This is a genomic window from Actinoplanes utahensis, assembly GCF_016862455.1.
GTDB classification, from domain to species: domain Bacteria; phylum Actinomycetota; class Actinomycetes; order Mycobacteriales; family Micromonosporaceae; genus Actinoplanes; species Actinoplanes utahensis.
In genome coordinates, this window is record NZ_BOMZ01000062.1 from 105,335 (window position 1) to 118,512 (window position 13,178).

Consider the following 13,178-nt stretch of genomic DNA (forward strand, 5'->3'; position numbering starts at 1 on the left):
CCGCCTACTTGAATGTTCAATACTTGCGATGTCATGCTTCTCCTTGAACATTCAAGTCCCCCCTAAAGTGATATTTCCTGATTGGGAGAAGCTCATGGCTATCCTGCGCATCGACGCCAGCATCCTCGGCCCCAACTCCGCGAGCAGCGAGCTCGCCGACCTGGTCGAGAAGGAGCTGTCCGGCGCCCCGATCACCCGCCGCCACCTCGGCCAGAACCCGCTGCCCGCCGACGCCTGGGCCGCCGCCGTCTCCGCCGGTTACGTGCCCGCCGACCAGCGCAGCGACGCCCAGAACAGCGCGGTCGCCCTGGCCGGCGAGCTGGCCGGCGAGCTGCGCGCCGCCGACGCGGTCATCCTCGCGCTGCCGTTCTACAACTACGGCGTCTCCCAGCACGTCAAGACCTGGTTCGACCTGGCCATCGCCGGTGGCGAGCAGGGCGAGAAGCTGCTCGACGGCAAGCCCGCCGTCGTCCTCACCACCCGCGGCGGCGCGTACGGCGCCGGCACCCCGCGTGAGGGCTGGGACTACAACACCGCCTACATCACCCGCGTCGTCGGCGACATCTGGGGCGCCGAGCTGACCCTGATCGAGCGCGAGTTCACCCTGGTCGGCGTCAACCCCGCGCTGGACGCCTTCAAGGACACCGCCGAGGCGATGCGCCAGGCCGCCTTCGTCGCCGCCGCCGAGGCCGGCCGCACCCTGGCCGCCCACATCTGATCACGACCTCGCCGCCCTCTCACCCGTCCGGCCCCACCCGCCGGGTACGAGGGCGGCGAGCACCACCCCGATGCCGCCGGGGCCGTGACCGGCGCCGAGCGGGATCGGAACGCCGTTCACGCCGGGAGATCCGGTGGGCGTACCGCCGCATCGGTGTCTCCGGGAAGCGCGGCGAGGAAGGCGGCGACGGCCGGATGGGCCGCGGCGCCCCGCCGGAAGGCGACCCGGGTGCGGCGGCGGGTCGGCACCGGGAGCAGCCGGACCCCGGCGGGCAGCCGGCCGGTGGCCAGTTGCGGGACCACGGCGACGCCCTGGCCGGCGGAGACCAGGGCGAGCACGGTGCCGAAGTCGTCGATGCGATGCCGGGCCCGCGGAGTGAAACCCGCGGCCCGGCAGATCCGCAGCGTTGCGGTGTGACAGAGCGTGCCCGGAGTGGCGAGGATCCAGTCGGCGCCGGCGAAGTCCGTCAGGGCGTCGCCGGGCGCGGCTACCGCCAGATGCACGGTCTCGTCGAGCAGCGGGACACTGTCCAGGCCCGGTTCGACCTGGTGGGGAACCACGTCGTAATCCTGGATCAGGCCCACGTCCAGCCGCCGGTCCAGCAGGGCGGCCGGGACCTCGGCCGGGTCGAGTTCGGCGAGCAGCAGATCCAGGGCGGCATGCTGTTCACCGAGGGTGACCAGGGCCGGGGTGAGCATGGTGCGGATCGCGGTGGGGAAGGCGCCGATCCGCAGTTCGCCGGTCAGGCCGGTGGAGGCGGCGGCGAGGGCCGATTCGGCGCGTTCGAGCGCGGCCAGGACGGTCCCGGCGTGCTGGACCAGGATCCGCCCGGCGGGGGTGAGGGTGACCCGGCGACCGGTGCGTTCCAGCAGGGGAGTGCCGGCTTCGCGTTCCAGAGCGGACAGTTGCTGCGAGACGGCGGACGGGGTGTAGGCGCGGACGTCGGCGACGGCGGCGATCGTGCCGAGGCGGGCCAGGTCGCAGAGCAGGCCGAGACGGCGCACGTCGAGCATCAGATCAGCTTACGTATCACCGCAGGAATGTGAACTGGACCTGATGCTGGGGCCGGCCGAGGCTGTCGGTATGACACTGACCGGGATCTTCGTACCCCTCATCACGCCGTTCGACGTCTCCGGGGCGGTGGCCCTGGACGCTCTGGAACGGCTCGCGCACGACGCCCTCGACGCCGGGGCGGCGGGGCTGGTGGCGCTCGGGACGACCGGCGAGCCGGCGTCGCTGACCGCCGCCGAGCAGGAGGCCGTCGTGGACGTGATCTCCCGGGTGGCCGTGTCCCGGGACGCGGGGCTGCTGGTCGGCAGCCGGATGGACCTCGCCGCCCGGCCGGGCGTGACGGCGGCGCTGGGGCTGGTGCCGCCGTTCGTGCGACCGGGGGAGGCCGGGGTGATCGCCCACTTCGAGGCGCTGGCCGCGACGGTGCCGGTGGTCGTCTACCACGTGCCGTACCGGACCGGCCAGGATCTCTCCGCCGCGGCGATCCCGCGGCTGGCGGCGATCCCCGGCGTGATCGGCATGAAGTACGCGACCGGGGTCCTCGACGCCACCACGGTCGAGGTCGCCGCCCGGCTCCCGGACGGATTCGCGTTGCTCGGCGGCGACGATGCGCTGATCTCGCCGCTGCTCGCGATCGGCGCCCACGGCGGCATCCTGACCTCGGCGAACGTGGACACCCGGTCGTTCGTGGATCTCGTCACGGCCTGGCACAGCGGTGACCGGGCGACGGCGCGACGGCTCGGTGACCGGCTCGCCGGGCTGTCGCGGGCGCTGTTCGCCGAGCCCAACCCGGCGGTGGTCAAGGGGGTCCTGCACGCGCAGGGGCGCATTCCTTCGGCGACGGTACGGCTACCGCTGCTCGCCGCCACGCCGGTCAGCGTAGACCGTGCGCAGCTTGCCGCCGGGCGTGCCCCGGGGCGGCCACGGGTCGCGTTCGACACGGACGCCGGTCAGGCCGTGCCCGTCGAGCAGGTGGCGTAACTCCCGGTGCACGCGCGGCCAGGCGTCGCCGCCTTGGTGGTCACCGACAGTGGCGGACGGTCGCGGTAGAACGGCGAGTGGGCTCGCGCGTGCGCCACCAGGGCGGCGAGCCGGGCCTGCCGGCGCATGTCGCTCCTCATCGGCGTGTGGCGGTCAGGTATCCGGCGGTCGTCACGCCCACGGCCAGGCCCCAGACCATGAAGACCGCCAGGGTGGCGGTCGTCGCCCAGTTCTGCCGGGCGTACGTCCAGCCCTCCTGGTCGAGGAACACGCCGACACTGAGCACACCGTAGGCGAACATGGTCAGCGCCACCGTCCCCGCCGGAACGACCGCCAGCATCCGCGGAACCGGGCGGCCGCCCAGCACCGGAAGCCAGCGCGGGAACTCCTGCCCCCACCGCTGCACCAGGCCGAGGACCAGCAGACCGGCCAGCGGCGGGACCACCGTGATCGCGACACCGCCGGCCGCGGCGAGATCGTCGCCCGCCCGGGCCAGGAAGTCGCCGGAGACACCGAACGGGACGCCGAGCACCCACAGCGCATGCGGCAGCGCCCAGCCGGCGACCGAGACAGCGACCGCGGCGTACGCCCACCGCCGCGCCCACCGCGGCACCGGTCGATAGCCGGGGGCCGCCGGGCCGCGCCGGGGGCCGCGGGCGTTGGCGAGACCGGCGAAGGCGAGGCCGCCGGCGGTGAGCGCCAGCCGGGCGCCGATGTCCCGCCAGTCCGTGGGGCGGCCGGCGAAGGCCGCCGGGATCTGGAAGAGCAGATGCAGCGGGAACGCGGCGACCATCAGGAACGCGGCGGCGATCCAGGCGGCAAGGGCGCTGCCGCGGGCGATCACGAGGCTCAGCCCGGCGGCGACGATCAGGGCGCCCCAGCCGGCCCAGAACGGCAGGGAGACGACCTGCTCGGCGCCGCAGCCGGTCACCGGGTCGGTGGGATCGGCCCGGTCGCAGGCGGTGTAGCCCCACCTGCCGCCCGCGATCCAGTACAGGCGAAGGATCACCTCGCCGACGACGAACACCCCACACGCCCAGGCCCATCGAGTCATGCCCGGGATTCTGTTCATCGTCGGCTGTGGATGTTCTGAGAAAGGCTCAGCCGCTTCTCAGCTCACCCCTGCTTCTTCGGTCCTTCCACTCGGGCACCGGGACAGCGGGCTGCCTGAGGTGCCGCCCGCGCCCACGCCGACTGCCGGTCTCCGGCGTGCTCCGGTCGCTCCCTATCATCGCCGCCATGATCGAGGAAGTAGCGGGGATACTGGCCGGTCAGGACTTCGGTACGTGGTCACGTGCCGACATCGAGCGGATAGCCGGTGCCGCCGGCTGGTCCGTCCAGGATGGTGACTACCGTCTCACCATCGAGACCGGCGGACCGGCCCGCGTCTGGTCCACGAAGCTCAGCTACGGCCAGGACGGCTTCGGCTACGGCGAACAGACCGATCTGGAGATCACCGAAACCTGCCCGGCCGACCAGCTGCCGGCACTGCACACGGCCACGCTCGCCGCGGTGACCGCCGTGCTCGGCCCGCCGGCGCTGGTCGGTGGCCCGCACGCGTTCTCGTTCTGGCGCAAGCCGCGGGTGTGGCTGGAGCGCGACCTGCGGTATCGCTCGGTGACACTACTGGTGCAACCGGCCGATCCGGCCGAGAACGAGGAGTACAGCAACGCCGAGTACGCCGAGGGTTGGCGGCCCAGGCACCTGTGGAATGCCGAGCCCGACGTGCAGAGCGACGCCGCCGGGTCGCTGGGCGGCATGATGCTCTACGACGGTCCGGAGGCGACCACCTTCGACGAGTTCGCAACGGGCCTGCGCCGGCTGTTCATGTCGTTCGCCACCGACCTCACCACGCTGGCCGACTACGTGCCCGGCGTGGGCTGGGAGATCAGGCCGGTGGACAAGAGCGTGAACGAGGAGATCAGCGGCTGGTTCGACGAGGCCAGCATCAATCTTCAGAAGATCAGGTTCGGGACGACCGACGCCGAGCACATCAAGCTGCCGCTGGGAGCCGAGAACGGCGCGCGTGCCGCCGAGACCATCCTCGGCTGGGTACGCGGCTGGGCAGTCACCGAACCGGCGGCGCAGTTGCGCCACCACTGCTACGTTCGGCCACCGGTCCGGCTGTGGGCCCGCGCCGGCTTCCGCATCCCGTAGGACGGGCGGGCCGCCACACTCGTCAGCCGGCGTCCTGCACCACCATGGCCGGCAGCTTGCGCTCGAAGAGCCGCGCGAACGTCGGGTTCGGCAGCACCCTGCCCACGTCACGGGTTAGTCATACGCACCCGCTGGCCGGGCGCCACCGCGTCACCGCAGACCCGGGTGACCTCGACGACAGCGGCCCGGGACCGCCGAGGTGGCGGGCCGCTGTCGTGCCGTCTGCTCTGCCGGGTCAGAGGCCTTCGGCGATGGCGGCGGTGACCTGAAGCCAGGCGTTGCGAGTGGACGGGGTCAGCGCCTCGTAGACGATCGGGCCGCCGGCGACCAGCGCCGGGTCGTACGGCACGTCGAGCACCGCCCGCGTGACGGCGCCGAAGTGCCGGTGCAACCGCTGCCGCAGCGCCTTGTCGGTGGTGGTGGCGGCCGGGTCGGTGAGGACCGTGACGGCGTTCTCGACCAGGTCGCCGTAGCCGTTGGCACGGAGCCCGTCGGCGAGCCACGCCGCGCTCTGCGAGGTGTCCTCCCGGACGGTGGAGACGATGACCAGTTGGTCGGCCCGGTCCACGGCCGCCCGCCAGTTCCTCGCCCTCATGTTGTTGCCCGTGTCGACGATCAGCAGCCGGTAGAAGCGCGACAGCGTCCGGTGCAGGGCGTCGAAGGCCTCGGCGTCGATGCTGGCCGCCCCGGCGCTGTCCTCGTCGCTGGCGAGAACGTCGAACTGCGCGGAGCCCTGCGAACGGACGTAGTTGTCGAGATCGCCCACGCGGGCGGACCGGACATCGGCGAACCGGTCCAGATCTTGAAGCAGGTCGACGGCGGTGTTGGTGTGCCGGGCCGCGAGCGCCCGCCAACCCATCGTGCCTCGTGTCTCGTTGTTGTCCCAGGCCAGCACGTATCCGCCGCGGTGTATCCCGAACGTCGCCGCGATCTGCAGGGCGGCGGTGGTCTTGTGGGCGCCGCCCTTGGGGTTGACGATCACGACGGTCTTGGGGCCGCGCAGGCTGCGCTGCACGGATGCCACGGCGGTTCGGTGGCGCATCTCCTCCGGGCCCGGGCGGGGAGCGACCAGGCCGCCGGACAGCCGGCGGACCCCGGCCCGCCAGCCGACGGTGGCCGGCCCGGTGGGCGGTGCCGGGCGGTCGGCGAGCAGGTCGTCCAGCGTCGGCACCCGCTCGGTTGCCGGGGCGGCACCAGGATCGGCTGCCTCGGCGGCCGGGGTGGGACGCGATTCGGCCGGCTGTCTCGGGACGGCCGGGACCGGCTCGGTGATCGGCTTGGAGCCCGCGGCTGCTGCCGGGCCCGGCGACGACCAGGGCCCGGCTGCGGGGCCGGGCGTGCGCGCGGTGCCGTTGGTCCCGGCGACGTCCATCTCACTGGTCCAGAATGCTTCGGCGTCATTGCTCGACATGGAGATCTCCCTGTTGCTGTGGAGTGGGCGGTCCGGTCAGCCGGCGGCCTGCCGAAATGCGAGATCGGCAGCCCCGGTGCCGGCGGCTACGACGCCACCGACGTTGCCGACCACGGTGGGCGCCGCGCCGGGCTCGGCGATTCTGCCGGTGCGGGCGTCCAGGATCACCGGGGCGCTCCCGGTCGTTGTGTGGACCATTCCGTGCCAGGCGGTGGCCACCTCAGGGGCTCGGCGGCCGGGGGCGGGCACGTCCTCGACGGCCGGGAACGCGCCGTGCCGGCCGATGCGCCACACCGCGGGCACCCATCCGGGCATCAGGCGGACCCGGTCGGTGACGGCTTTCGGTGGCCGGTGAGACGAAGCGGCGACGACCAGGCCCAGCGCCCGCACGGCCGGGATCTTGCGTGTACGGGCCTGCTTCACCGTGCCCATCACGGCCCACATCCCCGACGCCGAGCCCCGCGCGACCGGGATCAACTGCCGCACGGGCCACTCCTCGGTGAACCGTGGCCACCCAGCGGCGCCCACCACGGTTTCGGCAGGCCGGTGGGGTCGGAGGGAACAGCGATCGAACGTAGATCATTCGGAACGGGACGTCCCGCGGGGCGGGTCAGACAGCCCATGGGCAGGCCTGTGGGCAACGACGATTCAAGACGTTTCTCCCCATGTCGTAGCGATCATCGCGCCGATCTATTTAACCTGCTCTCCGCGTAAAGATCGAGCATATTCACTCGCTGGTCCCGTTTCCGGCGGGCTTTGTGGCCCGGGGCCCGCCGGATCGGACTCCAGTGTGGAGCGTCGGGCGAGAATCATGATCCTCTATCGTTCATGGGGGAGATCGAAGTGACGACCCCGCGATGCCACCCACCGACTCATCCGCCCCTGGAGTGACTCGGCCGAACAGGCGCGCGATGCTCCGCTCGGCCGCCTCGGAATAGGCGGCCGAGCCGTACTCACGCCCGTAGGCCAGGTCCTCCAGGGCCGCGCACCTGGCGAAGAACAGCACCCGCTCGCCGAACCCGCCGTCCGCCGGCGGCCCGCCGTAGGCCGTGAGCACGAGATCCACGAACCCCGCCCCGAAGTCCCGTAGCAACCGCGCGAAGTCCAGCGCCGGATCGGTGACCCCGGCATCGGTCCAGTCGATGACACCGGTGACCACCCCACCGTCCTCCAGAATGTGCTCGGCACCGAGATCAGCGTGCGCGAGCACCAGCCGGGTGCCCGGCCGCGGCACGGTCTGGTGCAGCAGGCGAAGCATTTCGGTCGGCCCGGCGAGACCGTCCAGCCAGTCACCGGGATCCGCGGCCTCGTGCGGCACCAGGCCCGCCACTTCGGTAACCCCGATACCGTGCAGTTCCCTCAGGAAACGACCGAGCGGAGCCGCCAGCCCGACGTGCGCCTGCGGACCGTGCGAAGGTGCGGGCCCGTCCGCCGCCCGGTGGTCGTACGGAGGCGTCAGGTCGGGGTGCGGCTGTGTGGGCCCGTCCGTCGCCCCCTGGTCGTGCGGAGGCGTCACGTCGGGGTGCGCCTGCCGGCCGTACGGCTGTGTGGGCCCGCCCGCCGCCCCCTGATCGTGCGGAGGCGTCACGTCGGGGTGCGGCTGGTGGATGTGCGGCTGTGCCGGGCCGGAGACTGTATCCCGGCCGAGTAGCGGCAGGCCCGGCAGCCGAGGGTAGGCCAGGACCCCGAATTCGCCATCCGCGAATCGAACCGTCGGCACCGGGAGCGAAACTCGCCCCGCTATCACTTCCAGCAGGTGCGCCTCCCGCTCGACCTGATGCCCCACAGCAACCCGCACCACCAGGTCCCCGGCGAGAAAGGCGGTGTTGTCGCATCCACTGCCGATCCCGCGGAATGCCGTACCGGCCAGTTCCGGAGCATGTCTGCGAAGCGCGGCCCTCGCCCGTTCTTCCACCGTCCCGTCCATCCCCGCGTGTCCCGTCCCCGCATTCGGCCCGAACGTCCCGTTCATTCCCGCCTGTCGCGTCCCCGCATTCGGCCCGAACGCCCCGTTCATTCCCGTCTGTCCCGTCCCCGCGTTCAGCCTGGGCGTCTCGTCCGTCCGCAGGTCCCGTCCCCGCAGGAGTCACCGTTCCGCAGTCCTCCCTACCGCCTTCACCTCATGGTTCTTCTCCGCTTCAACATGCGGCCGCGCGGCTCCCACCGGCTGTCCGGCAGGGACGAATCCAGTCGATCAACTCCGTTCGGCGCGGCCGCCGGCTCCCCCGGCCGGGAGTGCGGCGACGGCGGCGAGCAGCACGTCGAGACCCCGGTGGAACAGCACGTCATCGGGCCAGCGGGCGTCATCGAGGTGGCCGGATCCGGCGAGCGTCGGATAGGCGTCCGGTGCGGCGGTGATGTGCCGGCGGGCCGTCGCCCGATCGGATGTGTCGCCACTGCGCCGCCATGCGGTCTCGGTGACCGCCGCGCCGATGACATAGTCGGCGAGCATCCGGGTCGCGATCGCCAGTGCCTCGCCGTCCAGTCCGCCCCGAACCAGCGCCGACTGCAGGAACTCCGTGCGCGCGAGCACCTGGGGACCGAGCATCGGCCGGCCGATCAGAGCGGCCGCCCACGGGTGCGCCAGCATCGCCGCTCGCCAGCCGATGATGAGCGTCCGCACGTCAGCCGCCCAGTCCGGTCCCGGCTCGGGCACCGGCACCTCGCCGAAGATCTCGTCAACCGCAAGATCGAGCACATCCTCTTTGGTACGGACATGCCAGTACAGTGCCGTCGACGTCACCCCGAGCGCCTGCGCGATCCGTCGCATGGTGAGCGCGTCGGAGCCGTCGGCGTCGAGCAGAGTCACGGCCGCGCCGACGATGAGCGGCCGGTTGAGTTGAGGTGCACGTCGCGGGCGGTTCTCGTCCTCGCGCAGCCATATGGAATCCACTCTGCCATTCTAAGGTTAACGTTGGTAAGTTGGTTTATCGGTGTTCAAGGAGGCCTTGATGCCCCTCATGCGCATCCAGCTGGAGAGTGATCGCAAGACCGCCCGCCGGGTCACCGAGTTGCACCTGTCCGGGCATGCGCACCGCGAGTCGGTGGACGCCGCCCGCGACGCGGTCTGGCGCCATGGCCGCACCCCGGCCGGCGAGCCCGTCTTCGTCGGCGTCACCAACGGTGAACCCGTCCGCCTGCTCTACGACGTAGCCGTCTACCTCGACACCACCTCCTGAACCTTCACGCTGATCCCGGGTGCGGGTGCGGGTGCGGGTGCGGGTGCCGGTGCCGGTGCGGGAACGTCCGGTGGCAGGGTCAGCCACACAGCCTGTCCAGGCGGGTGTCCGGTAACCGGGTGCGGGTGTCCGGTATCCGGGTGCGGGTGTCCGGTATCCGGGTGCGGCCGGCCGGCGGGGAGGTGGCCGCCCCGGCTATCCGAAGCCCGCAGCCGTCGCGGTCGACGGGAGCACCAGGCCGGTGCGGTAGGCGACGATGACCAGTTGGACGCGATCCCGGGCGGCCAGCTTGATCATCAGACGGCCGACGTAGCTCTTCACCGTGGGCATCGTGATGTGCATGCGGTCGGCGATCTCGGCGTTGGTGGCGCCCAGACCGACCATGGTCAGGACCGCACGCTCCCGTTCGGTGAGCCCGTCCAGGTCGGGGGAGGGGCCGGACGGCTCCGGCCGGCTCACCACCATCCGGATCAGGCGGCTGGTGACGCTCGGGGCGATCAGCGCCTCCCCGGCCGCGACGACCCGGATCCCGGCCACGATCTCGTCGAGTGACATCTCCTTGACGAGGAATCCGGAGGCGCCCGCCTGCAGGGCGCCATAAACGTACTCATCCTCGGGGAACGTCGTCAGAACGATGATCCGGGGAGCTCCGCTCTCGGCGGTGATGCGCCGGGTCGCCTCGATGCCGTCCATCTCGGGCATCCGGATGTCCATCAGGACGACGTCCGGCTGAAGCTCCCGGGTGAGGCGCACGGCCTCCGTCCCGGTCGCGGCCTCGCCGACCACCTCGATGTCGTCGGTCTCGGTGAGCACGGTCTGCAGGGCGGTGCGGACCAGCGCGTGATCGTCGGCGAGAAGGACCCGGACCGTCATTCGGCCGCCTCCCCCGGCTCGACGGGCAGACGGGCGGCGACCCGGAAGCCGCCCTCGTCGCGGCTGCCGGCACTCATCGTCCCGTGCAGGAGGGAGACACGCTCGTGGAGACCGAGGAGACCGTAACCGCTGCCACCCGCATCGTCGCGGCCGCGTAGCCCGTGGAAGCCCTTGCCGTCGTCGACGATCTCGATCCGCACGCCGTCCGGAAGGTAGGCGAAGGTGATGTCGCAAGTGCGGGCGTCGGCATGGCGTAGCACGTTGGTCAGTGACTCCTGAACGATGCGGAAAGCGGACAACTCCACGTCAGCGGGCAGCGGGCGGCGCCGGCCCTCCCAGCGGACGCCGATCTGCAGGCCGGAGTCCCCGGCCGTCGTGACCAGGTCGCCGATGTCGGCGAGCGTGGGCGCGGGACGCAACGGCGCGGCCTCCTCCTGTGGCAGCCGGAGGCCGTCGAGCATCCGCCGCAGGCCGGTGAGGGTGTCGCGGCTGGTGCTCTCGATGGCCCGCAACGCCTCGCGCGCCTTCTCCGGGCGGGTGTCGATGACCCGGGCCGCGGCCCCGGCCTGCAAAGCGATGACGCCCACGCTGTGCGCGACCTGGTCGTGCAGCTCCCGGGAGATCCGCAGCCGCTCGGCCACGACGGCCTGCTCGGCGGTCTGCGCGCTGAGCCGGCGAGCATAGTCACGGGCCTGGCGGATGGAATAGCCGAGGAGTACCGCGATCACGATCGGCAGAAGCACGTAGGCGATCCAGAGGGTCCAGCGCAGGGGCAGCCCGGCTGGTAGCGCGGTCGCCGGGATCACGGCGACGATCGGGACCAGGCCGACCGCCCAGGTCCACGGTGGTCGGGTGACGACCAGGAAACCCAGCACGATGTCGGCGGCCACGAGGAACTGGGCGAGCAACTCGTCCTCCTCGTTGGCCAGGCCCTCCCTGCCGACGGCCAGAAGGAGCACGGCCGGGGTGACGGCCAGCAGATAGAGAGCGACGAGCGGCCGGGAACGGATCAGCCGGCACGCCACGGCGGCGCCCGCGATCGCCAGCACGACGAGCGCCCAGCGCCACACCGGACGCTCCGGGAGACCGCCCGGCATGAAAGGCAGACCGGTGTATCCCCGCAGGGCGGTGAAGGCGGCAAGTCCCCACGACAGCGCCACCCAGACGGGAAGCGGCAGCAGTCGGAACCAGGGCTTGTCAGACATGTGGCCGATCGTATCGACGTGGCTCGACGGCGACATCGGCCCACGGTATGCCTACCACGGTCTATGGCCGAGGGGTACCACGGTCCGATGACGGCGCGGGGCCGCCCGGGCCAGGGTTGTCGGCATGATTCACGTCGACCAGCTGGTCAAGCGATACGGCTCCACCACCGCGGTGGCGGGGCTCTCCTTCACCGCCCGGCCGGGCCGGGTCACCGGTTTCCTCGGTCCGAACGGCGCGGGCAAGACGACCACCCTCCGAGTGCTGCTCGGGCTGGATTCGCCGACCAGCGGCAGCGCCACCATCGACGGCGTCCGGTTCGGCGCCCACCGGCGCGGCCTGCGGCATGCCGGCGCGCTGCTCGACGCCCAGCAGGCGCATCCGGGGCGCACCGCGGCGGTGCACCTGACGGCGCTGGCGCTCAGTAACGGTCTGCCGCGTCGGCGGGTCGACGAGGTCCTCGGTGAGACCGGGCTGTCCGGGGTGGCCGGGCGCCGCGTCGGCACGTTCTCGCTGGGCATGCGCCAGCGGCTCGGGGTGGCCACCGCGCTGCTCGGTGATCCACCGGTGCTGATCTTCGACGAGCCGGTCAACGGGATGGACCCCGAGGGGGTGCGCTGGGCGCGGGGGCTGTTCCGTCGGCTGGCCGCCGAGGGCCGCACGGTGTTCCTCTCCAGCCACCTGATCGGCGAGATGGCGGCGACGGCGGACGAGATCGTCGTCATCGGGCAGGGTCGCCTGCTCGCCGCCGCCCCGGTCGCCGAGCTGGCCGGCCCCGGCGGCTCCCTGGAGGAGGCGTTCTTCGCGCTGACCGCCGACAGCGTCGACTACCGCGCCGGAGGTGCGCGATGACCGGCCTGATCACCGCGGAACAGCGTCGGCTGCAGACCCGGAGGTGGCCGATGACCGGCCTGATCGCGTCGGAATGGCTCAAGATCCGCTCGCTGCGGTCGTCGTGGTGGACCCTCGGCCTCACTGCCGCAGCGGTTGTCGCCGCATCGGCGATCGACGGTGACGACGCGTTCCCGCTCGCCGGATATCTGGTGCTGATCGTGGCGGCCGCCGGTTCGGGTGCCTCGGCGATGGTCGGGGAGTACAGCAGCGGCCTGATCCGGGCGACAGCGGTCGCCGTCCCGGCGCGTTCCGAGGTGGTGCTGGCCAAAGCCGTGGTGGTCGCCGCCCTGTGGACGGTGGTCAGCACGGCGATCGCGGCCGCCTCCTACACCGTCGCGACCCCGGCTGACCCGGTCGGGGCCGCCGAGATGTTCGGGGCGATCCTGGTCGGGCCGGCGTGCGCCCTCGTCGGTCTCGGGCTCGCGGTGCTGTTGCGCCATGCCGGCGTGGCCTACGTGACCGGCATCCTCCTCCTGGTGGCGGCGCCGCAACTGCTCACCGGCGACCATCCGGTGACCAGGGCGATCCACCACGCCATGATCGTCCCCGGCTGGCAGCGGCTCACCCTGGCCTACGGCTCACCGGAATCGGTCGGCGACCTCTACCCCACGCCGACCGCGGCCTGGCTGGCCTACCTGCTCTGGCCGCTGGCCGTGCTCGCCATCGCGAGCCTGGTCCACCGCCGCCGCGATGTCTGACCCGATCATCACCGGCGGGTGCGTCGACGCCCCGGCACGGCCCGTCCGGACAA

General features: G+C 72.0%; 15 protein-coding genes. 6 read left to right on the forward strand and 9 right to left on the reverse strand.

Going from position 1 to position 13,178, the window contains the following annotated elements; translation table 11 throughout:
- Positions 1-94 precede the first annotated feature (94 nt).
- Positions 95-718 (forward strand): FMN-dependent NADH-azoreductase, encoded by a 624-nt coding sequence (locus tag Aut01nite_RS22450; protein WP_043529052.1) that lies wholly within the window; start codon positions 95-97, stop codon positions 716-718.
- A 116-nt stretch (positions 719-834) separates the two neighbouring features.
- Here the strand turns inward: Aut01nite_RS22450 and Aut01nite_RS22455 are convergent, their stop codons facing one another.
- Entirely contained in the window at positions 835-1,731 is an 897-nt protein-coding gene (locus Aut01nite_RS22455) for a LysR family transcriptional regulator (protein ID WP_043529051.1), read from the reverse strand.
- Between the two features lie 70 nt (positions 1,732-1,801).
- Between Aut01nite_RS22455 and Aut01nite_RS22460 the strand changes: the two genes are divergently transcribed.
- Positions 1,802-2,710: a dihydrodipicolinate synthase family protein gene (locus Aut01nite_RS22460; RefSeq protein ID WP_083999569.1), complete on the forward strand. Its 909-nt coding sequence runs from the start codon at positions 1,802-1,804 to the stop codon at positions 2,708-2,710.
- On the opposite strand, the gene Aut01nite_RS22465 is transcribed toward Aut01nite_RS22460, so the two are convergent.
- Both Aut01nite_RS22465 and Aut01nite_RS22470 read right to left on the reverse strand, forming a co-directional pair.
- A complete protein-coding gene (locus Aut01nite_RS22465) occupies positions 2,680-2,838 on the reverse strand; it encodes a hypothetical protein (RefSeq protein WP_161790702.1) in 159 nt (52 codons plus the stop codon). The genes Aut01nite_RS22460 and Aut01nite_RS22465 overlap by 31 nt on opposite strands.
- Positions 2,839-2,846: 8 nt before the next feature.
- The gene (locus tag Aut01nite_RS22470; RefSeq protein ID WP_152628932.1) at positions 2,847-3,764 is read right to left on the reverse strand and encodes a hypothetical protein; all 918 of its coding nucleotides are present in this window, start codon (positions 3,762-3,764) and stop codon (positions 2,847-2,849) included.
- Between the two features lie 185 nt (positions 3,765-3,949).
- Here Aut01nite_RS22470 and Aut01nite_RS22475 point away from each other — a divergent pair, with 185 nt between their 5' ends.
- Positions 3,950-4,867 carry a hypothetical protein gene (locus Aut01nite_RS22475; protein ID WP_152628931.1) on the forward strand — a complete coding sequence of 306 codons (918 nt, stop codon included), beginning with the start codon at positions 3,950-3,952 and terminating at the stop codon, positions 4,865-4,867.
- A 235-nt stretch (positions 4,868-5,102) separates the two neighbouring features.
- Here the strand turns inward: Aut01nite_RS22475 and Aut01nite_RS22480 are convergent, their stop codons facing one another.
- The 4 genes from Aut01nite_RS22480 to Aut01nite_RS22495 all read right to left on the reverse strand — a co-directional run bounded on the left by Aut01nite_RS22480 (position 5,103) and on the right by Aut01nite_RS22495 (position 9,171).
- Positions 5,103-6,278 (reverse strand): MinD/ParA family ATP-binding protein, encoded by a 1,176-nt coding sequence (locus Aut01nite_RS22480; protein ID WP_236642947.1) that lies wholly within the window; start codon positions 6,276-6,278, stop codon positions 5,103-5,105.
- Between the two features lie 36 nt (positions 6,279-6,314).
- Positions 6,315-6,764 carry a hypothetical protein gene (locus tag Aut01nite_RS22485; RefSeq protein WP_152628930.1) on the reverse strand — a complete coding sequence of 150 codons (450 nt, stop codon included), beginning with the start codon at positions 6,762-6,764 and terminating at the stop codon, positions 6,315-6,317.
- A gap of 340 nt (positions 6,765-7,104) precedes the next feature.
- Positions 7,105-8,205, reverse strand: coding sequence for a phosphotransferase (locus Aut01nite_RS22490; RefSeq protein ID WP_204037637.1), 1,101 nt, complete (start codon positions 8,203-8,205; stop codon positions 7,105-7,107).
- 267 nt (positions 8,206-8,472) lie between these two features.
- The gene (locus Aut01nite_RS22495) at positions 8,473-9,171 is read right to left on the reverse strand and encodes a TetR/AcrR family transcriptional regulator (protein ID WP_043529049.1); all 699 of its coding nucleotides are present in this window, start codon (positions 9,169-9,171) and stop codon (positions 8,473-8,475) included.
- Between the two features lie 58 nt (positions 9,172-9,229).
- Between Aut01nite_RS22495 and Aut01nite_RS22500 the strand changes: the two genes are divergently transcribed.
- The gene (locus tag Aut01nite_RS22500) at positions 9,230-9,457 is read left to right on the forward strand and encodes a hypothetical protein (RefSeq protein WP_043529077.1); all 228 of its coding nucleotides are present in this window, start codon (positions 9,230-9,232) and stop codon (positions 9,455-9,457) included.
- 195 nt (positions 9,458-9,652) lie between these two features.
- On the opposite strand, the gene Aut01nite_RS22505 is transcribed toward Aut01nite_RS22500, so the two are convergent.
- Together Aut01nite_RS22505 and Aut01nite_RS22510 are read right to left on the reverse strand one after the other, a co-directional pair.
- Positions 9,653-10,330 (reverse strand): response regulator transcription factor, encoded by a 678-nt coding sequence (locus Aut01nite_RS22505; protein WP_043529048.1) that lies wholly within the window; start codon positions 10,328-10,330, stop codon positions 9,653-9,655.
- Complete coding sequence (locus Aut01nite_RS22510) at positions 10,327-11,535, reverse strand: sensor histidine kinase (RefSeq protein WP_043529047.1); 1,209 nt, start codon at positions 11,533-11,535, stop codon at positions 10,327-10,329. The genes Aut01nite_RS22505 and Aut01nite_RS22510 overlap by 4 nt, the downstream gene beginning before the upstream one ends.
- Positions 11,536-11,659: 124 nt before the next feature.
- Here Aut01nite_RS22510 and Aut01nite_RS22515 point away from each other — a divergent pair, with 124 nt between their 5' ends.
- Both Aut01nite_RS22515 and Aut01nite_RS22520 read left to right on the forward strand, forming a co-directional pair.
- Positions 11,660-12,385 (forward strand): ABC transporter ATP-binding protein, encoded by a 726-nt coding sequence (locus Aut01nite_RS22515; RefSeq protein WP_043529046.1) that lies wholly within the window; start codon positions 11,660-11,662, stop codon positions 12,383-12,385.
- Positions 12,382-13,125, forward strand: coding sequence for a hypothetical protein (locus Aut01nite_RS22520; RefSeq protein WP_052164199.1), 744 nt, complete (start codon positions 12,382-12,384; stop codon positions 13,123-13,125). The genes Aut01nite_RS22515 and Aut01nite_RS22520 overlap by 4 nt, the downstream gene beginning before the upstream one ends.
- The last annotated feature ends 53 nt before the right edge of the window (positions 13,126-13,178 follow it).

Bases quoted from the DNA above. Each gene is read 5' to 3' on its own strand.
- Aut01nite_RS22475 (WP_152628931.1), top strand. From the start codon at position 3,950: ATGATCGAGGAAGTAGCGGGGATACTGGCCGGTCAGGACTTCGGTACG.
- Aut01nite_RS22465 (WP_161790702.1), bottom strand. From the start codon at position 2,838: ATGCGCCGGCAGGCCCGGCTCGCCGCCCTGGTGGCGCACGCGCGAGCC.
- Aut01nite_RS22515 (WP_043529046.1), top strand. From the start codon at position 11,660: ATGATTCACGTCGACCAGCTGGTCAAGCGATACGGCTCCACCACCGCG.
- Aut01nite_RS22470 (WP_152628932.1), bottom strand. From the start codon at position 3,764: ATGACTCGATGGGCCTGGGCGTGTGGGGTGTTCGTCGTCGGCGAGGTG.
- Aut01nite_RS22480 (WP_236642947.1), bottom strand. From the start codon at position 6,278: ATGTCGAGCAATGACGCCGAAGCATTCTGGACCAGTGAGATGGACGTC.
- Aut01nite_RS22520 (WP_052164199.1), top strand. From the start codon at position 12,382: ATGACCGGCCTGATCACCGCGGAACAGCGTCGGCTGCAGACCCGGAGG.
- Aut01nite_RS22510 (WP_043529047.1), bottom strand. From the start codon at position 11,535: ATGTCTGACAAGCCCTGGTTCCGACTGCTGCCGCTTCCCGTCTGGGTG.
- Aut01nite_RS22450 (WP_043529052.1), top strand. From the start codon at position 95: ATGGCTATCCTGCGCATCGACGCCAGCATCCTCGGCCCCAACTCCGCG.
- Aut01nite_RS22455 (WP_043529051.1), bottom strand. From the start codon at position 1,731: ATGCTCGACGTGCGCCGTCTCGGCCTGCTCTGCGACCTGGCCCGCCTC.
- Aut01nite_RS22500 (WP_043529077.1), top strand. From the start codon at position 9,230: ATGCCCCTCATGCGCATCCAGCTGGAGAGTGATCGCAAGACCGCCCGC.
- Aut01nite_RS22460 (WP_083999569.1), top strand. From the start codon at position 1,802: ATGACACTGACCGGGATCTTCGTACCCCTCATCACGCCGTTCGACGTC.
- Aut01nite_RS22490 (WP_204037637.1), bottom strand. From the start codon at position 8,205: ATGGACGGGACGGTGGAAGAACGGGCGAGGGCCGCGCTTCGCAGACAT.
- Aut01nite_RS22505 (WP_043529048.1), bottom strand. From the start codon at position 10,330: ATGACGGTCCGGGTCCTTCTCGCCGACGATCACGCGCTGGTCCGCACC.